Source organism: Phycisphaeraceae bacterium, assembly GCA_020639155.1.
GTDB lineage: Bacteria > Planctomycetota > Phycisphaerae > Phycisphaerales > UBA1924 > JACKHF01.
Window position 1 is genome coordinate 2,229,499 of the sequence record JACKHF010000001.1, and the last position, 19,897, is coordinate 2,249,395.

14 protein-coding genes are annotated in these 19,897 nt (G+C 55.5%); 8 read left to right on the plus strand and 6 right to left on the minus strand.

Going from position 1 to position 19,897, the window contains the following annotated elements:
• Positions 1-59: 59 nt before the first annotated feature.
• Positions 60-992 carry a hypothetical protein gene (locus tag H6815_09390; protein MCB9860651.1) on the minus strand — a complete coding sequence of 311 codons (933 nt, stop codon included), beginning with the start codon at positions 990-992 and terminating at the stop codon, positions 60-62.
• Between the two features lie 71 nt (positions 993-1,063).
• Positions 1,064-1,963 (minus strand): type II secretion system protein, encoded by a 900-nt coding sequence (locus H6815_09395; GenBank protein MCB9860652.1) that lies wholly within the window; start codon positions 1,961-1,963, stop codon positions 1,064-1,066.
• A gap of 232 nt (positions 1,964-2,195) precedes the next feature.
• On the opposite strand from H6815_09395, the gene H6815_09400 reads away from it, so the two are divergent.
• Positions 2,196-4,538, plus strand: coding sequence for a hypothetical protein (locus H6815_09400; GenBank protein MCB9860653.1), 2,343 nt, complete (start codon positions 2,196-2,198; stop codon positions 4,536-4,538).
• Positions 4,535-6,283: a peptidase M14 gene (locus H6815_09405; protein MCB9860654.1), complete on the plus strand. Its 1,749-nt coding sequence runs from the start codon at positions 4,535-4,537 to the stop codon at positions 6,281-6,283. Before H6815_09400 ends, H6815_09405 begins: the two co-directional genes overlap by 4 nt.
• 75 nt (positions 6,284-6,358) lie before the next feature.
• Here H6815_09405 and H6815_09410 read toward each other — a convergent pair whose 3' ends face one another.
• Positions 6,359-6,940 (minus strand): hypothetical protein, encoded by a 582-nt coding sequence (locus tag H6815_09410; GenBank protein MCB9860655.1) that lies wholly within the window; start codon positions 6,938-6,940, stop codon positions 6,359-6,361.
• 125 nt (positions 6,941-7,065) lie between these two features.
• Here H6815_09410 and H6815_09415 point away from each other — a divergent pair, with 125 nt between their 5' ends.
• The 6 genes from H6815_09415 (at position 7,066) to H6815_09440 (ending at position 16,374) form a co-directional block, all read left to right on the plus strand.
• Positions 7,066-7,884, plus strand: a complete 819-nt coding sequence (locus H6815_09415) for a class I SAM-dependent methyltransferase (protein MCB9860656.1) — start codon at positions 7,066-7,068, stop codon at positions 7,882-7,884.
• 86 nt (positions 7,885-7,970) lie between these two features.
• Positions 7,971-9,392 (plus strand): serine--tRNA ligase, encoded by a 1,422-nt coding sequence (gene serS / locus H6815_09420; protein MCB9860657.1) that lies wholly within the window; start codon positions 7,971-7,973, stop codon positions 9,390-9,392.
• Positions 9,393-9,455: 63 nt separating this feature from the next.
• Positions 9,456-10,577 (plus strand): deoxyhypusine synthase, encoded by a 1,122-nt coding sequence (locus tag H6815_09425; GenBank protein MCB9860658.1) that lies wholly within the window; start codon positions 9,456-9,458, stop codon positions 10,575-10,577.
• 52 nt (positions 10,578-10,629) lie between these two features.
• Positions 10,630-11,469, plus strand: a complete 840-nt coding sequence (locus tag H6815_09430; protein MCB9860659.1) for a sugar phosphate isomerase/epimerase — start codon at positions 10,630-10,632, stop codon at positions 11,467-11,469.
• A gap of 751 nt (positions 11,470-12,220) precedes the next feature.
• Positions 12,221-15,373 (plus strand): ATP-binding protein, encoded by a 3,153-nt coding sequence (locus H6815_09435; protein MCB9860660.1) that lies wholly within the window; start codon positions 12,221-12,223, stop codon positions 15,371-15,373.
• 326 nt (positions 15,374-15,699) lie between these two features.
• Positions 15,700-16,374 (plus strand): hypothetical protein, encoded by a 675-nt coding sequence (locus tag H6815_09440; protein ID MCB9860661.1) that lies wholly within the window; start codon positions 15,700-15,702, stop codon positions 16,372-16,374.
• A gap of 74 nt (positions 16,375-16,448) precedes the next feature.
• Here H6815_09440 and H6815_09445 read toward each other — a convergent pair whose 3' ends face one another.
• From H6815_09445 to H6815_09455, 3 genes are read right to left on the minus strand one after another with little or no spacing between them, the layout of a single operon-like run.
• Positions 16,449-17,066 (minus strand): FUN14 domain-containing protein, encoded by a 618-nt coding sequence (locus H6815_09445; protein ID MCB9860662.1) that lies wholly within the window; start codon positions 17,064-17,066, stop codon positions 16,449-16,451.
• Positions 17,063-18,430 carry a class I SAM-dependent methyltransferase gene (locus tag H6815_09450; protein ID MCB9860663.1) on the minus strand — a complete coding sequence of 456 codons (1,368 nt, stop codon included), beginning with the start codon at positions 18,428-18,430 and terminating at the stop codon, positions 17,063-17,065. The genes H6815_09445 and H6815_09450 overlap by 4 nt, the downstream gene beginning before the upstream one ends.
• Positions 18,423-19,817: an ABC transporter ATP-binding protein gene (locus H6815_09455; protein ID MCB9860664.1), complete on the minus strand. Its 1,395-nt coding sequence runs from the start codon at positions 19,815-19,817 to the stop codon at positions 18,423-18,425. Before H6815_09455 ends, H6815_09450 begins: the two co-directional genes overlap by 8 nt.
• Positions 19,818-19,897 lie beyond the last annotated feature (80 nt).

The following is a 19,897-nucleotide window of genomic DNA, read 5'->3' on the forward strand; positions in this document are numbered from 1 at the left end:
ACGAGGTGTGCGAATGGATACAACGCATCAGCTGATACGCGTGCTTTGCTTCATGTGTTTCAATCCCAGATCGCTTTGAAGTCCGTTCTCTTCGCGCCAGCTGTTATGAAGATGCTGAGGAAGTTGTTGGTGCCTGTTTCATCTTCGGATTCGTCGAGGAACAGCCAGTCACGCATGCCTCGCGTTCGAGTAAACGGTGCGTCAGTATTAGCCGATTTTTTTCGGTTTGGATCGTCATGATCTACAAAGTACACGGCGTCTGGCTGCATTCTTGCATCAACGAGTTCGGTGTGGCTGTCGACGTACACAATGTGCCCCGACCATGAGTCTGTCGGCGACTCAAAGGCAAAGGTATTGCTCAGAAAGTTCTCTTCGAATGTTGGTGAAACCGTGTCCTCATCACGGACAATCTCGCCAATCTGCTTTGGTCCACGCGTCGAAAGGAGCGGAACTCTGGAGTCAAAGGTGTTACGCCACTTCCTCTTTGTTCGCTCCTCGTTCAGGCATTGATGCGCATAGCTGAGGCTGCCACCGCCAGCCGTAAAGTCAACTGAGAACTTCGGGTCCCACTGTGCTCTGTCGGGATTGACAGCAGTTGTCGGGTTCTGGTACTCATAGTTCGTGTGTGGTTTGATTTTCTCGTTCGGTTCGTACGGTGAGACAATAAACTCTGCTGTAAACATCTCATTCCAGAGCATCAGAGAGAACAGGTTGGCGCTGGTGTCCTTTGCCGCCCCTTCCTCCTTCACAGTGTCGTTGGCTTTGTCCATCTCGGATGGGAGCGGAAATCTGTCCTTGTTCGTATTGGCCCAGATCACCATGCTTTGTGCAATGCCACGAAGCTGAGTCGCATCCTTTGGTCCGCGAGCACTATGCCGAGCCATATCCGCAGCCGGTACGAGTGTTGCTGCGCCTATGCCAGCAACCGCGAGTACTGCCAGCACATCAACAATTGCGATGCCACGTCGTGCCTTGTGTGAACCGGTGTTCATGATTGCTCCTCACAATACGCTGGTAAATCTTGTATTGAACTTGCGTGTACTCTGATTATATTGTACACGATTCAATCCCAGATCGCTTTGAACGCTGATCGTGTTGGGCCAGCTGTGGTAAACAACGAGAGGAACGCGTTCGATTGTGTCGCGTCGTGCGGCTCATCCCAGAACAGCCAGTCGCGCTGGATGGGCAATGTGGGAACCTGTGTATTGTCCATCATCATTGACTGTTCAAACTGGGCGTGCCCGTCGTTGTACGCAACATTTCCTGACCATGTGTTGCGAGGCTTCCAGTACGCGATCGTGTTCGATTTCTGATTTGCAAGGATCAGTGTCGCAAGCCCGCTGGGAGTGACGTTTTCGCTGAGAATCTCGGGGCCACGTGTAGAGATCACTGGTTCTGTCGCGTTGAACGAGTTCTTCCACACCGATGCAGCGGCACCAGTTGGATCGACAGGGATCGCGTGCGCATAGCTGAGATGGCCTGTGCCAGTTGTGAAATCGATGTTGAATGACGGATCCCACATCGCTTTGTCAGGGTTGACTGCCGATGGTGGTTTCTCGTACTGATAGTCGTTGCGCACCTGTATCTTCTCGCTTGGTTCTGCTGGCGAGACCAGCAAGTCTGGTGTGAACATCTCGTTCCACAGCATGAGAGAGAAGATATTCGCGGTGGTGTCCTTGGCTGTGCCCAGTTCGGGGACTGTGTCGTTGTTGATGTCAATCAGGGATGGGAGCGGGTAAAGGTCGTTGTTTGAGTTGGCCCAGACCTGCATTGATACGCTAATGCCCCGAAGTTGAGCAGCGTCGTATTGCTTTAGAACGTGTGCTTTGGTTCTGCTCAACGCAACGAGTGCGAAGATAGCAAGTGCTACAACAATAAGGACTATTGTGATCAGTACCTCTACCAGTGTAATGCCATGCCGCGCGTGGTTGCTGGTTCGGTTCCAGCCTGTTCTGTGTTTCATGATGTCCCCCAAGACTGCCCAGTGTGAGAGGCTGGGCACGGAAGTTTATTCGCGGCGTTTCGGTATCGGTTCGGCCTGGTCAAAAATCGTCCAATAACGAGCAGGAATTCACCGATGGGAACATCCCGGCGTGGGCAGTTGTTCGCGGTCGATACACGCATGACAGGAATCCGCTATCCTGCGTGTTCAGGCTCTGATTTATCAATGGAAAGACCAATCTCCGGAGGCATGCATGACATCTGCCCGAACTGCCGCAGTACTTGGCGTATTGATCTGCGCCGGCACAGCCATCGCCCAGCGAGGTATTGATCCGTGGCTTGACGCGGTAAAGAACCAGACGAGTCTTCCCGCTGGTGTGAAGATCGAGGTTGGTACCGTGCCTGGCACAATCGATGCGCGCGCGGCTGCGATGACGTTGTGCAGTGCCGTGACGTGGAGCGACGTCGATACCTCGACAGATCTCCCCATGATCACCGTCACAAAGCGATCGGCATCTGGTGCAACCAAGCCAACTGTGCTGGTTGTCGCTGGTGCGGACGGGCGCCACGAACTCGGTCAGATTGTTGCGATTGAAGTGGCTCGATCCATTGCGATCAACCACGCCGATGCGCTCGATGCTGTCGATGTTGTTGTGATCCCGTGCATCGACACAGAAATATCAACACTGATGTCGGGCAACTGGGTGCGGGCAGACGCAAAGGCTACGCGACTGGTCGCGTGGAGCAACGACGAGGATGGCGACGGGCGAAAGGACGAGGACGGTCCGAACGATCTCAATGGTGACGGCATCATCACCATGATGCGCGTTGCGAATCCGCCACCGAGGATGGATCGTGAGTGGATCATCGATCCCGACGATCCGCGCATCATGCGCAAGCCGAAGAAGGACGAGGGCGAGATCGCGACCCACGCGATGATCATCGAATCAACGGATGATGATGGCGATGGCGAATATGCCGAGGACGCGACTGGAAGCATGATTGTTGACACACAGTTCCCTCATCTCTGGCCGGAGTTTTCAGAGGGTGCGGGTAGGTTCCCGCTCGATTATCCGAGCGCAAACGCGCTGGCGCGCTACATCGAATCGAACCGGAACATTGCTGCGGTGGTTGTATATGGCCCGCGCGACACGGTGACGAAAATACCCGATGCTGGCAAGTTCGATGTGTCCGGCCGTGTGCCGACAGGCATCGAGCGCGGTGATGAGGATCTGTACAAAGCTGTGAGCAAGTCGTTCGGTGAGATCACGCACATCAAGTCAACGCACGACGCGATCGAGAAGGGATTCGGCGAGGGATCTTTTGCGGGCTGGACGTACGCACACATGGGTATTCCGACGTTCGCGACACCCGTCTGGGTCCGCTCCGATCTTCTCGAAACAAAGAAGGATGACAAGGCTGACAAAGCTGAAGACGAAGCAGAACTCCCGACCAACGTCACAATCGGCGGTCGCTCGTTCGATCTGACAGAGGAAGGTATTGCATCACTTGTGCAGTGGATGGACACGCTCTCTGAATCTGACGGGTTCAAGCCTGCGCTTGATCTGATGCATCTTGAGAGCGCAATTCGCGAGAAGATCGCATCGCTGACACCGGATGCGGTTGCTGCACGCAAGGAAGCCGAGGCGGAAAAAGAAAAGAAGAAAAAGAAAGACGATACCGAAGGTGAATCTGCTGGTGACACGACTGAAGCATCAGTAGTAGAGACAAAGGAAGCTCCAAAGCCGAAGTTTGAGTCCGTCAGCATCGCTGGTCGCACGATTGAGCTCTCAACCGAGGGCATCCAGACTGCAATGGGCGAGCTTGACGGTATGTCGGAAGCCGAGCGCAACGCGATCATGCAGGAGTTCATGGCGCTCCCCGAACCCGTGCGTCAGAAGTTTATGACGGTGGGGCAGGGCGGCACGATTGAGGAGCCTCAGCCTGAAGCGCCCGCAAAGGAAGCAAAGCCTGCTGCGAAGAAGGACAGCAAGGACGACAAGAAGAAGACCGAGGACGAGAAGTGGTTCGAGTATCTCGACGAGCACGCATCCGATGATGGGTCGATCCGTGGATTTGTCGAATGGACAACGTTCGAGCATCCGACGCTTGGCACTGTCGAGATCGGTGGTATGGTGCCTGGTGTGTTCTTCAATCCGGCAGTATCTGACGGAGCAGATCATGCGCTGCTGATGGCGAAACTTGTTGATCAGCAGGCCGAGTTCATCGCGAAACTCGCGTCGATGATGCCGAAGGTTACCATTGAAGCTCCGATTGTCGAGGACCTCGGCAACGGGATATGGCGCATCGATCTGCGCATCGTTAACACCGGCGAGATGGACACGACCAGCGCTATCGGAAACAAGACCCAGCGGTACACACGCACCATGGTGCGCATTGATCTGCCAAAGGAACGCATCCTTTCCGGCAATCGTGCGAGCGGGTTTGCCTCCCTTGATGCGATGGGTGGTGACTGGAGCGGCTCGTGGGTTGTCAATGCGAATGGCATGTCCAGTGTGAAAATCACAATCGATGGCCCTGCCGTCGTAGCAACAGAACTTAATGTCCAGCCGACACGCACGGGAGGTGCACGATGAACATGATGAAGCAGTTTCGTTCGTCCGTTTCCGTCCTCTCCACGTGTGCTGCGCTCGTCTGCGCATCCGTTGCAACTGCGCAGCAGCACATCGATGGCAAGGTCGATATTCCATTCAACCGGTACGTCGATCACAATCAGCTCAACGAGTATCTCAAGCAGATTGCGGCCGCGTATCCCGATCTTGTCACGCTCAAGACGATCGGGCACTCGCAGCAGGGTCGCGAGATGATCGTCGCGATCGTTAACAATCCAAAGAGCGGTGCCGATACCGAAAAACCCGCGATGTGGATCGATGGAAACGTCCACGGCAATGAAATCCAGGCTGCCGAGGTCGTTGTATATTCTTTGTGGTACATGACGAAGGCGTACGGCGTGTCGAAGGACATGACCGAACTTGTTGACAACTACTCGTTCTATTACCTGCCATCACAAAATCCCGACGGACGCCAGGCGTGGTTTGATGAGGTGCAGACATCGAGTTCATCGCGTTGGAGTCGCAGACCGGTCGATAATGATCGCGACGGGCTTGTTGACGAAGACCCGCCGGAAGATATTGATGGCGACGGCTCAATCACCCAGATGTGGAAGAAAGACCCGTCGGGCGACTGGCTGCGCGACGAGTTTGATCCGCGCGTCTTCCGTCGCGCGCGCCTTGCAGAGGGTGAGAAAGGCGAGTGGATCCGCCTCGGCTCCGAGGGCATCGATACCGACGGCGATGGACGCATCAACGAGGACGGCCCAGGCGGCGACGATATGAACCGCTCGTGGCCAACCGCATGGCAGCCCGAATACGTGCAGAATGCAGCGACCATTTTTCCGCTGGCCGATCCGGAAACGCGCGCAGTTGCAGAGTTCATCCTTGCGCATCCGAATATCGCTGCGGGGCAGAGCTATCACAATGCTGGTGGCATGATCCTGCGCGGTCCGGGCGCGTCGTGGCGCAACAGCGAATACCCTGCGCAGGATCGTCGTGTGTACGATGAGATCGGACGCGTTGGTGAGATTCTGCTTCCGTACTACAACTATTATATTATCTACGACGATCTCTACACCGTGCACGGCGGATTCGTCAACTGGCTTGCCGAGGGCCTTGGTATTATGTCGTTCACCAACGAGATGATGACCAACGGTCGGTTCTTCCAGCGCGAAGGCCAGATGGACGAAGAGCGCAGCAAACTCTGGCGCGACCGCATGGCGTTTGGAACGACATTCAAGGAATACGAGGAGTTCGATCATCCAGAATACGGCAAAGTGCTGATCGGCGGTCCCAATCGGTGGTCGTCGCGAGCAACGCCGAACTTCATGCTCGAAGAGGAGTGCCATCGGAACTTCGCCTTCACCATGTTCCACGCGTCGCACATGCCGTTGCTCTCGTTTGATCGTGTCGAGGCAAAGGACATGGGTGGTGGATTGTGGCAGGTGACCGTCGAGATCAGGAACGAGAAACTGATCCCGTCACGACTTGCAGTTGCGCGCATGCGCGGGATTGGCACCAACGACATTCTGACATGCGAGCCGTCGAACGGCAGCGTCGTGACTAGCGGCTCGATCGGCAGATGGATCGACACAGATTTCAACGCGGTGCGCGATGAGCCAGGACGCATCCAACTTCCCGGCGGCATCGGCGGGCAGAGTTCCGAGATCTACCGGTTCATTGTGACCGGCAAGAAGGGCGACACGGTCGCGCTGAAGTACACCGCGGAAAAGGCGAAGAACATCGAGACAACAGTTGAGCTGAAGTAAGCGGTTTTTATTGCGTTAAAGAAGAACAAGCCCAGGGATTGTAATCCCTGGGCTTGTGTGTTTTCAGAGAGCAACTTACCCCTGTCGACCCTCGATCGCGCTGATGAGGCAGCCCAGCGCGAGGATCACAAGATCATCGATCTCGTCGTCCGGATCCTGGATATTGATACCGAGCCGGAAGATGAACGGGTTGAAGTGCTGGCGGAACCTTGCGATGTCAGACCCGTCCTCGCGCTTGAGATGGAACGACTGTGGCATGAGCACCTGCGCGTAGTCCACAAACCGGCGAACCAATGCTTTGAATGCGGAGTCCTCGGTCAGTTTGGCGATCTCGCGTCCTTCCGCGTTGAAGACCAGCCACGTGTCGCGCAGCATGGACTTGAGTCCCTTGCGCTGGATTGCGCCGATGCTCTCGCCCGTCGGGAGTTTTACGTCGTACTTTGCTGAGAAGTCGATGACCTTCGGTGTTGTGATGACGAGCAACTCCTCGGACTTTGTCTTGTCGGTGTAGATGCGGAGATCTTCCTTCAGTTTGAAGGCCTTCTGATGGCAGTGCCCGATCATCTCGCCGGTTGAGCCGTAGATGTCGAACCCCGCGCCGAAGAACTTGAAGACCTGCCTGCGGATGGTGTAGTTCTCGTCGGGACGTGCTGCCATGCGTGGGTCTCCGTGTATATTGCCTGTGTCAGAGATGGGCCTGATGATATGCGGATTGCATCACATATGATGTCGGTGTTCTATCGGTCGATTGGTCGTATGGCAGCAGTGTGCAGAAGGACGCGATGCCGAGTCTTGACGAGAATCTGACAAAGTGGACGCAGCACGGCTGGCCGATGGACGGCGATGAGTGGTCCACGCTCGGCGGCGGATCGTTCAACTGGTGGCACGGGCTGATCCTGCCGAGGCTTGCGCCGTCGCTCCACGCAATCAGCAGTGGGGCAGATGCACTTCATTGCGACAGAATCCTCGAGATCGCGCCCGGGCACGGCAGATGGACACAGTTTCTTCTCAATCATTGCGATCATCTGATCGGTGTTGATCTTGTTGATGAGTGTACACAGCACTGCGCTCGCATCTTTGCGAGTCATCCGACGCAGCACGAGTTCCACACCAACGACGGACGAACGCTTCCAATGGTTGCAGACGCAAGCATTGATCTCGTGTTCTCGTGGGATTCACTTGTCCATGCGGAACTGGATGTGATTGAGTCCTATCTTCGCGAGTGCAGGCGTGTGCTCCGCACGGGAGGACGCGCGTTCCTGCATCACTCTAATCTGGCACAATACAAGGATGTGTCAGGAAACATCACTGTGGATCGTCCGCACTGGCGAGCTGAGAGTGTGAGCGCGTCGATGGTCGATGCGATCTGCGGGCAGCTTGGTATAACCTGTGTGAATCAGGAAGTTATCACAAAGGGTCAGCAGCTTGACGATGGCATCTGCATCGATTGTGTGACGGTGATCGAGAACACGCCGCCTGCGCCGGGGCATCACACGTGGGTCGTTCGAAACGGGTCGTTCTGGCGCGAGATCCACGCGATGGGACGGGTGCGGAAGACGTACGACCTTGCGTCGTTTCCGGAGGACAAGCGGCCCACATAGCGACCCACTGAAGAGAGGTCAGTCAGAGGGATCAGTCAGTGCATTTCCGCTGAAAACAAACCAATCCGCACCTACACTCGCGCCCCATGATCGACCTCAAAGACCTTCGTGACCGTCCCGACCATTACCGCCTCGGCTGCAAGCGCAAGGGCGCAGCTGTCGACATTGATCGCATCCTCGATCTTGATGCTCAGCGACGCAAGGCGATGACCTCCCAGCAGGAGCTTCGCGCCGAGCAGAAGTCGCTCGAAAAGCAGCTCGGACCAAAGATCGGTCAGCTGATGGGCAAGCTAAAGAGCGCCCAGAGTGTCGAGCGCGATGCGATCCAGAAGGAAGCGGACGAGCTCAAGGCTGCGCCAGCGAAGCTGAAAGACCAGATCGCAGCATTGGATGACCAGATCCACGCACTCGGCCCCGAACTCGATGCGCTGCTGCTCTCCGTGCCCCAGCCGGCCGATGCTGACGTGCCCGATGGCAAGGGATCGGAGGACAACGTCGAGATCAGCAGATGGTCGCCGACCGGGTTCGACTTTGCGAAATCGTTCGAGCAGAACAAGGGCTTCAAGCCGCGCACACATCTGGAGCTTGCTGAGAAGCACGGGCTGGTCGACTTCGGTCGTGGCGTGAAGCTCGCGGGCTCGCGCAGCTACATCCTCATGGGTGACGGGTTCCGATTGCACAATGCCATCCTGCGGTACGCAATGGACTACATGACAGAGCACCACGGGTTCAAACCGGTCAGTGTGCCCGTGCTCGTGCGCGAGGAGGCGATGGTCGGCACGGGGTTCTTCCCCGGCGGGCGCGATCAGGCGTACCACGTCGAGGAGACATCGCGCGGCGGCGGGTACGACATGTTCCTGACCGGCACGGGCGAGGTCGGGCTCATGGGTGTGCATATGGGCGAGATTCTCGATGAGGCGGATCTGCCACTCAAGTACACCACCGTCTCGACGTGCTTCCGTCGCGAGGCTGGCGCAGCGGGCAAGGACACGGCGGGTCTCTATCGCATCCATCAGTTCGACAAGGTCGAGCAGGTCGTGATTTGCAAGGCAGACGAGCAGGAATCGCGCGCGTGGCACAAGAAGATGATCGGGTTTGTTGAGGGACTCCTGCAGAGTCTGGAGCTTCCGTATCGATTGCTCCAGTGCTGCGCCGGCGATCTCGGGCAGAAGAACGCCGACATGATCGACATCGAGTGCTGGATGCCGGGACGCTGGGCGGACGATCAATCGCCGGACGATGAAGCAGTTCCCGCTGGCGCGTTCGGCGAGACGCACTCGGCCTCGCGTCTCTACGACTACCAGTGCCGCAGGCTGAACATGCGCTACCGCGATGGCGGCGAGTCGGGTCAGGGCCAGACCGTGTTCTGCCACTCACTCAACAACACCGTTGCAGCGAGCCCGCGGATTCTGATCCCGTTGCTCGAGATGCACCAGAATGCCGACGGCTCGGTCAACATCCCCGCACCGCTCCAGCCGTACATGGGCGGCGCGACAAAAATCGGTTGAGCGTCCGGCTGAATACAATCCTGTACGAAACACAACGCGCCGACATCGGCCGGGAGATTTGAGATGACCCAGAACCCATCCCAAAAGACATGGACCAAGAAGGAACTGCTCTCGCGCCCCATCGAGCACGTCGACGTGACCGCGTTCGATGCCCGCCCGGTGATCGACGCCTACCGCGATATGGCCTACTCGTCGCGCACGCTCGCGCAGGCCGCCGACATCTACTCCATGATGCTCGCCGACACCGACTGCGCGGTGATCCTGTGTCTCGCCGGTTCGATGATCTCATCGGGCTTAAAGAAGGCCGTTCTGACGCTCGTCGAGAACAACATGGTCGATGCCATCTGCTCGACCGGCGCGAACATCGTCGATCAGGACTTCTTCGAGGGTCTCGGGTTCCGCCATTACATCGCGCCCGGCTCGCCCGAAGCGCCGCCCGTCGATGATCCGACACTGCGCGACATGATGATCGACCGCATCTACGACACGTACATCGACGAGGACGAACTCCGCGACTGCGACGACAAGACCAAGCAGATCTTTGACACGTTTTGCGAGGAGCATGGTCCCGGCGCGTATTCCAGTCGTGAGCTGATCGACGCGATGGGAGCGTATCTTGCAAAGCACCATCCGAAGAACGAGTCGATCGTGAAGACGTGCTATCAGAAGCGCGTGCCGATCTTCGTACCCGCGTTCTCCGATTGTTCCGCCGGGTTCGGCATCGTGCTGCACCAGGTCGAATCGCGCGAGGCGGGCAAGCCGTCGCTCGCGTTTGATTCGGGCGCAGACTTCCGCGAACTCACCGAGATCAAGCTCATCAATCCGAACACGGGCCTGCTCATGATGGGCGGCGGCGTGCCGAAGAACTTCGCGCAGGACATCGTCGTTGCTGCCGAACTTCTCAACGAGCGCAAGGGCGGCTTAGCACGCGGCGACATCGGCATGCACAAGTACGCCATCCAGATGACGGTTGCAGACTCTCGCGACGGCGCGCTCTCGGGGTCGACGCTCCGCGAGGCGTGCTCGTGGGGCAAGGTCGACGTTGTCCACGAACAGATGGTCTACGGCGAGTACTCGGCACTGTTCCCATTGCTCGCGTCAGACGCGTACCACCGCGGCCAGTGGAAGAACCGCCCCGCGCGCAAGTTCGCCGACGCGTTCTCGAAGCAGCCCGCTCGCGCCTGATGAGTCCGGTCGAGCCTGAATCGTGTTTGATCATGTTTACAGGAGGTTTGCCATGTCCGCACGCGATTCGCACGGCATCGATATCTCGCTTGCGCAGTGGTCGCTCAACCAGGCGCTCTCGACCGGTGTGCTCAACCATCTCGATTTCCCGGCCTACGCGAAGAATACCTGCGGCATTGAGGCGGTCGAGTACGTCAACTCCTACTTCAAAGACAAGGCGAAGGACAAGGCTTATCTCGACGAGATGAACACGCGCTGCGCGGACCTCGGCGTGTTCCAGAATCTCATCATGATCGACGGCGAGGGCAATCTTGGCGATCCCGACGACGCGGCCCGCATGCGCGCGATCGACAACCACAAGAAATGGGTCGATGCTGCCGTCCATCTCGGGTGCAGGTGCATTCGCGTCAACGCGCGCTCCAGCGGTACGTGGGACGCGCAGTCGCAGCTTGCTGCCGACGGCCTGCGCAGGCTCGCAGAGTTTGCAGCGCCGATGAACATCCACATCATCGTCGAGAACCACGGCGGCCTGTCATCAAATGGCAACTGGATGCGCGAGACCATCGAGCGAGCGGATCATCAGTACGTCGGCACACTCCCCGACTTTGGCAACTTCCAGGTCGGCGAGAATCCCTATGGTGCGAACTGGTTTGATCGCTATCTCGGCGTCGAGCGCATGATGCGCTTCGCACAGGCGGTCAGCGCAAAGTCCCACAAGTTCGATGACAAGGGCAACGAGACCGGCACCGACTACGAACGCATGCTGCGCGTGGTGGTGCGCAGCGGCTACCGCGGTTATCTCGGCATCGAATACGAGGGCGATCGCTCGATGGAGCGAGAGGGAATTCTCAAGACCAAAGCTCTGATCGAGCGCGTGCTGGCGGGTATGTGAAGTCTGCGGGATCGGGATTCACCGCAGAGCACGCTGAGCTGCGCAGAGAGGGAAAGAGTTGGGTGCCATGGTGAGTGGGGGCACGCTTGCGTGACCATGACGAACCGACTGAAATACCAAATCAAACAGGTGCCCAGCCCCACGAGCGTCTCGCCCCGGGTGGCATCCGCCCATGAGCCCCGATCGCGCACAATCTGCGCGAGTTGGCCTTTGTCTGGTACGACCAGCCCCGAACAGCACCAAAATCCCCCCTGAATCTTCAGAAAAGGGTCGAATAACGGCAAAAGTGAGAGCAAACGTCGCCCTGTTTGCTCCCAAGATCGCCCTGTTTGCTCTGAAGATGATGGCGTTTACTCCAAACGTGGCGTGGTTTGGGCCAAACGTCTTCCTGTTTGGGCCAAAGATCGTCCTGTTTGCTCTGTCTGTGGCGACGTGTGCCCCGGATGTCGTCCTGTATGCTCTCAAGATGGCAATGTTTGGTTCCGGGATGGACCGGTTTGCTCTGGATCTGGGCTGGTCTGGGTTCGGATTGGAACCACACCCCCACGCAGGACACGGAGGCCCACAGAGGGGAGCCTGTACTGCCCCGTCATCCCCGCGCAAGCGGGGATCCAGTCGGGAACATCGCTATTGGGCCGGTGACCAGCCTTGTTGGTAGACATCGCTAAGGAACATCACCTAGCACGAAGTTCTCACACAACTCCGTAGAATGGTTGGATATAAATCGATCAGGTGTGATGTTGGAGATTACATGAGCAAGATCAAGTTCCCCCAGCAAATAAGTGACCTACTGAAAGAAAGTGAGTTTTTCGCTCCGATCCGCGCGCTTGCAGATCGTGTAGGCCAGATCTTAAGCGACAATCAGATGCCTTTCTTTCCAGATTACACAGACCATGGGGTTAATCACATTGACAGTGTGCTCAAGTCAAAGATTGATCTAGTACCCGATGAGGTATGGGAGCAGAGCAAATCAGAATCTAACCCTCGATTACTCACCGATGTTGATGCCGTCATAATGATCGGCGCGACATTATTGCACGATATCGCCATGCATCTCCGAGTACACGGGTTTCGAGAACTTATTGCCGAAGGTTCACGATTCAAGCCTGTCGACTGGTTCAACCAAGATCACGAGGGGCACATAGCAGATCAACCATGGCATGCTCTTTGGGATAAGTATGAGCGTGAAGCCCGAAAGTTCAGTGCACGTGAACTCACAAACATCATTGGTGAGAAAGAAGCAGCCATTTGGAAGTTTGATGGGTTGCCTAATGATGATGGAACATGGACATTGAATGACAGACTCATCGTTGGAGAGTTTCTCCGACGACACCATGCCAGACTTGCCCATGAGATTGCTTTGTATGGATTCCCGGGCTTGCCACAAGGTTCTGGCGAGGCGGAGTTTCCTGCGATGGGTACGGCAGGGCACGAACTCAAATTGCTTGCTGACCTCATCGGACTCACTGCGCGTTCGCATGGTACGTCTCTTCGAGTGTGTCAGGAGTATTTGAAATCGGTTCCGCAGTACCCGAAGAGTCCCCGCCCAATGGGTGCAGCGGTGCTGTATGCAATGGCACTACTTCGAATCGCCGACTATCTGCAAATGGACAGGAAGCGTGCTCCAGCAGTGCTGTTACAACTACGTCGGCCGCAAAGCCCGATCTCGGTGCAGGAATGGACAAAGCATCTCGCGGTGCAGCACATCGGGGAGGCTGACGATCCACGGGCCATATCTGTCACAGTCAGTCCTAGCGTCAAGTTGAGCACATTTCTCCAACTAGGCGATCTGCTTAAAGGACTGCAACGAGAACTTGACCATGCAACAGCAGTCCTTGACGAAATCTATGGTGTCCATTCGGCTAGGGGTCTTGATCAACTTCAACTTGCAATCAGGCGAGTCCACTCAAACCTACAAACAAACGCTTTTCAACAGCGCCTTCCATATGTTCCAAGAGAAACGGGTTTTAGTGCAGACCCAAACCTACTCACGCTGCTTGTAGAGCCATTGTATGGAAAAGAGCCGAGTGTCGGTATCCGTGAGCTCGTTCAGAATGCAACCGACGCTGTGCGAGCTTTGGATGTCTGGTGCAAAGATCGTAATGTATCTGTTGATACTTTGAATCTTCCTGCGCTGGGTGCAGATGTTCTTGTTGATTTTGTCCAGCATGAAAACGGCTCTTGGATGCTGCGGGTGACCGATCGTGGAATCGGTATGACCAGCGACACAATCCAACAATATTTTCTGCGTGCCGGTGCGTCATTTCGTCAATCATCCGCTTGGGTCAAGGATTTCGTTGACAACGAGGGAAACGCACGTGTGCTCAAGGCTGGCCGATTCGGTGTGGGAGTGTTTTCGTACTTCCTTATAGGAAACTCATTTAGAATATGGACAAGGAACGTGGATGATCTTACATCGGGCCACTACTTCGAAGTATCAGCACATAGCCAAACCATTGAAATACAACGAAAGCCCGATCTGCCTGTCGGTACAACAGTCGAAATTGATCTCTATGATGACGCGCTTATTTTTGAGAAAAAGGGCAATACAGTCGCGGCGCGTATTTCATCGCGCGTTTTTGATTGGTATTGTCTCAACTGGCCCAAAGTTGTCATGCGACAGATTGACCAAAGTGGAGTAACGATATTAGATCAAGGCATTAATATGGATTTCCACATAGATCAACGGCTGTCCCGCTGGCGACCTTTGCGCATTGACGGCTGGGATTCTATATACTGGTCAACTGAGTTCTTTAGGCAGCATTTTAGTAGAGATATACCTTTCTTATGCAACGGAATACGTATTGGTCACGTAATAGCACATGATCATATTGTCTTTTCTCGGTTTGATTGGCCGGAAGAAATACAATTATTGTGCCCGGGAATATCAGTATTCGATAGTTCTGCAAAGCTCCCATTAACTATCCAGAGAGACAGTCTTCTTGATAACAAGCTGCCATTTATCGATGATCTTGCACGAGATGTCATTATGTCATTTATTGCTCACGCATTGGTGTGTGGCCCGCGGTCTCAATATGAATCAATGGTAAATGCTCGCCGACATCCGTTGTCACTCCATCTTCTTATGGGAAGTAAACATAGTGAGAGTTCAGTAAGAAAATATCTAAGACCTCCGGGCTTTTATTACGGCCTGAATAGATGGGTATGTACAGAATCTGATTTTATTCCAACCGATCCATGGCTATGGAATCAGCTAAAAAAACCCACTTGCCTTGTAATCGGATCGATATTGTCATCTATAATTGGCTACGGTTCTAATGAATATGATACTTTTGTTCAAAAATTAACTACATTAGAATCGCATGTATCAGGCAGAACAATGTGGAATCTCTCTAGTTCGGCGGTTGACTTTCAGACAAGTGAAGTCATGAAAAGCGCGGATGTATTCATCATTGATTTATTCGAAGAGTTAGTTGAACATGGCGTACATGATCTTGGGCAGCTTGACTCGGCATATGTCGCTGTTGCTGCAGCGGGTGACACATCTGTTCGACACAAGTATCAAAGATTAACTGAAGTATGTAGCCCTTGGAGCCGCCAGTCTTGTTCCGAAACAGGATTCCAATACCATGAGATATTCCGCGATATGCCGCCTTCATCGATAGCTGTGGAGTACGTGCGCGCTATGTGGGATCTGCCGAGTAGTAAACTAAGTAAAGGCGTGTTCTTTTGTGCGGAACTCAAAACAAAAATATGCGACACTCCCGAGTCAATGCTTGCAAAGATTTGGAGTGAGTGCCTGGGTGCTACCGCGATACCGTTTGATCCCGACGCTCGCAAGGAGCTTGTTAACTATGGACGGAAGCACGCAGGTCTCAGAGGGCATATTGAAATGTGGGAAGAAATGCAGCGGTGTGGAGCAGATTGCTATTCGCCACATTAATATGATTCAGTGCCGTAGCAGTTGTTTATCCCTATTTCTTCGTTTCAAATCCTGTTTTCCTACTAGATCCCCGCTTTCGCGGGGATGACGGAGGACAGCACAGGGATGACGAACCGTTGGAGCACAACGCGCAAGATTCGCTGCCTGTGACAATCCTGCCCCGTGTATTGGTCACAACAGATCGTGGGTGCCGATTCGCCTGTCCGAGGCAGCCTCTAATGTGGGGGTTGCCAAGGGATAACACCGATCGCTGCGGATGTGTGCTCGCCAGAGCATACAGAAAGAAGGATTCGTCGCCGCGATCCACAGTCATGGAGGACTGACCCATGTCCACACTCCCCGGGACAATCGTCGGCGATATAGAATGGTTCGAGCAGCGTGTCACCGGCTGGGCGGAAAACCCGGCAGCCATCGGCCTCACCGCTGGTCAGGTCACCGAGATCACAACCGAAACAACCGAGGCGCGCACAGCGTACGACAACGCGCAGGCCGCAAAGACCGCCGCAAAGAATGCGACCATGACGCAGAACACGCAGGTCTCCGAGATGCGTTCGTTCGGCAATCAGGTCATCAAGACGATCCGCGCGTACGCGCTCACGCAGCCCGATCCCAACGCGGTGTACACCGCCGCGTCCGTGCCGCCGCCAAAGGATCCGCAGTCAAACCCGCCCGAGCAGCCGTACGGCATCACCTACGACCTCAACGACAGCGGCGCGCTCGAGCTGAAGTGGAAGGGCAACACGCAGGGCGGCTCGACCGTCTACAGCGTGCTCCGCTCCGTGCAGACCGAGCCGGGCGAGCCGTTCGGCCAACTCGAACAGGTTGGCCTGACCGGCGTTCGCAGCTTCACCGACAGCACCGTGCCCGCGTGCACCATCGCGGCGCAGTACATCATCAAGGCGTACAAGGGCTCGTTCTCGCCAGTGGGATCGGTGCCGATCGTCGCACGTTTCACCGCGGGCACGGACTTCGGCAGTCAGTCGTTCCGGTACGTCGCGTAAAGAGCGCAAACTGCAATAAGAAACAAACCACCGGTATCGTGCCGGTGGTTTTTCGTTGTGTGCGCAAGAAAAAACTATCTGCTCCGGAACCCCATGAACATGCCGCCCAGTGTCGCAGCGGCTGACGGCATGTAGCCCGTGATGAAACCTTTGGCTGAGTCAAACTGCGACGACGCCCACGCGCTGACGGTGTCGTACTTGTTACCGAGCAATGTCCAGTCGATGTCCGCGATGCCCGCGTACTGCAACCCGAACAGGCCGAGCAGGAAGAACCCAGCGAACACGAGCGCGGTGCGGAGCACGAGCTTGAGCGCCATCGCGATCGAGAACCCAGCAAAGAAACTAAATCCCGCGCGGAACATCGCTGGCGACCACTCGGTCGCTGTGTCCTTTGCGGTTTCAAGTGATGAGGGCTCGCCCGTGCCTGTGCTTTCAGTTGGCGCAAACCCGGGGACGAGGTTGTTGTTGTCAAACTCGCCAGTTGATTCTCCGGGTTGTTGCATCGGCTGGGTGTCAGCAGATTTGCCTATCGCAAACGGCAGCGCGATGCCAGCACCCATCAGCAGGATCGATACCACCAATAGCAGTTTGCTTACGCCTGAGATGCGGCTGATTGGTGATCCGGATGGCGCGTCTTCGTGCGAAGCACCGTGCTCTGCTGCCTGCTGATGTTGTTCCTTGCCCTTTTTCACGTTGGTGGTTTTCCTTTGATTGATTTCCGGAAGAATCCGCGTGAGAGTGAATCATCCAGCGCGTCGATCTGCTGCTGGTGCGTGTTGTGCGTGGACTCGATATGCTGTGCGCGAAGTTTGAGTGCTTCAAGATCGAGTGTGATCGTTTCAAAGTGCTTGTTGAGTTCCTTCAGCCGCTCCTCACGATGGGCGAGGTCCTTCGTTGCGATGGTGAGTTGCTGGCGCGCGTCCGTGATGGCCCGCTCGTGCTCGCTGATGGTTGATTTGAGCTGCTCGGTTTCGCTGTGGAGTGTTGCTGTCTTTGCACGCTCGTTGTTGAGCTGTGTTTCGAGTTGCTGCTTCGCTGCGGTGAGTGATTGCGTGTCCTTCTCGATGCTCTGGATTCGTTCGGTGTGCGATGCGATGGCTTTGTTTGCTTCTGCGAGATGTGTATCCAGATTGTCTGCACGGGTTTTCAGATTCGCGATGTGCTCGGACTGATTCTGGATGATGTTGTATCGTTCTTCGCACATTATTCGTGCTGCAGCAAGATCGGATCTTATCTGTTCGATTGTTGCATTTCGCTGACGAATCATCTCGGTCTGCGAGTTGATCGCGTCCATGCGCTTGATAAGCAACTCAGCCTTTTCCTTGTTCGCGATATCTTTGGCTTCGAATAACGCCTTGAAGGTGTAGAGTTGTATCTTGTCCGCGAGATTCTGCTGCTTGATTGCAGCAAGGGCGCGATCTCCCTTGGGGAATAACACGCCAAGCCCCCACGAGTGTTCGAATGCGAATCCGGGGTACTCGGAGAGCAGTTCTTTCCAGAAGTCAGCAGAGCCGTAGCCGCTCGATTCTGCCGTGTCGTGAAACAGCATCACGCCGTGCTCGCGGAGCTTTGGAAGCCAGGTCTCAAAGTCGTGCTTGACAGCCTCGTACGTATGCAAGCCATCGATATGAATAATGTCGCACGACTCGTTTTCGACATGGTCGAGCGCCTCATCAAAGAGTGAACGATGAAGCACGATGTGCTGCTTGGTAAACCGGCGCTCGACAATATCTGTGACAGTCGAGTACACTTCCTCGCCGTAGAAGCCAGCGTGCTCCTCACCTTTGAACGTATCAACACCAATGAGCTGCGTGGGAAGATTGCCATCTTTGATGGCCTGCGCCCACGCAAAGAATGAGGTGCCCCAGTGGACACCGAGCTCGGCGATCCTGATCGGCTTGAACCAGTGAACAAGGTCGTATGCGAAGTTTCTGTGCCCGCACCACGGCCATATCTTGTGTTCTGGCTTGAACTCATCGGCTTCAAAGACTGGATCAGAGATGTGCCAGACGGTTTCCGTGAGAGGCTCCGGCTGGGCAAGCGTGTTGTCAGCCATGCGTTCTCACCTCCATCGATCGGATGTGGTTGTTGAACAGCCCATGGATTGCAATGCGCGGACTGGCTGACTTTATCTCAACGACGTTGTGCGCCCAGCACTGGATGTCATGGTAGAGGGGGTGATCGCCCTGGCCAATCCCGAATGTGAGCGTGTATGCGCCCTGACGTATCTCAGGCCAGCGGAACTCAAGACTGACCTGATGACGTCCGGCGCACCCGACTGAAGTAACAGGATCTTCAAGTGAGCATGTATTGTCACCGCATACCGCGTTCCCGAATCTGTCCTGCAGCAACGTTCCGAAGATCAGCTGATCCATTGCCTCGTCAGTCTCGAACTCGGCGTGGCAGATGTACCCGTCACCCGGTTGAAGCACGCCGATCGGCGTCAGATCAAAGTTGGTCACAGCAACGCGAGTGATTCTTGCTTTACCAACTCCGCCTCGTTTCTCGTCGGTGACCGGAACCCACGGAAGAGACGCTTGTGTAGAGTTTGCCCGATGGAACTGATCTTGGTTTGTTGTGAACTGCTGAGTGGCTTCGCTGTCCGCACGCTGCTCTGAATGAACAATCTTCGTGTAGTACGCAATTGCGTCCTTGGGGGTCCCTTCGAACGCAAGTCTCCCTCTGGAGAGCACAACTGCACGGTCACAGTGTTGCGCGATGGATCCGAGATCGTGTGAGACGAGCAGCTTCGTTGTATTGGCGAGTTTGTCTCGCATGTATCTAGCGCATTTCTGCTGGAAGAAGATGTCGCCTACCGAAAGTGCCTCATCAACAACAAGAATGTCGGGCTCAACGTGAGCAGCAACCGCGAAAGCAAGCCGAACAACCATCCCGCTGGAATACGTGTGCAGGGGCTGATCGATAAAGCTGCCGATGTCAGCAAAGCTCAAAATAGAGTCGAGCAACGAGTCGATCTGCTTTCGCGACAGCCCGCGGATCGCGCCAGCAAGATAGACGTTTTCTCTCCCGGTAAAATCCTTGTTGAACCCGGATCCGAGTTCGAGGAGCGCCGAGATTTTGCCATGCACCTCAACACTGCCGGTTGTTGGTCGAAGTGTGCCGCAGATAATCTGAAGGAGTGTCGATTTGCCAGCACCGTTCCGTCCAATGATGCCCAGTGTTTGACCCCTGTACAGGGTCAGGTCGACTTCGTGGAGTGCCCAGAACTCCTTGTAGCACTGTTTCTTCCATCTGTAGATCGCCTGCTTTAACCGATCGACAGGCTTGGTGTAAACGTGGTAGCACTTGGAGACACCTTGGACACGGATGGCGATCTCGCGCTGTGCCGATGCACTCTGAGGCATGTCAGGGTTTGCGGCGTTGGATGAGCCATTCAAAGCCGGAGTGCGTTGTGATGCGTTTGGTGCTGTGACTGCGGACATTCTGGGAATCGTCTCTCTCGGTGTTGCTGACACGCTGCGTGTGCCGTGCAATGATATGCGGGATGAGCTCCATGCTCATC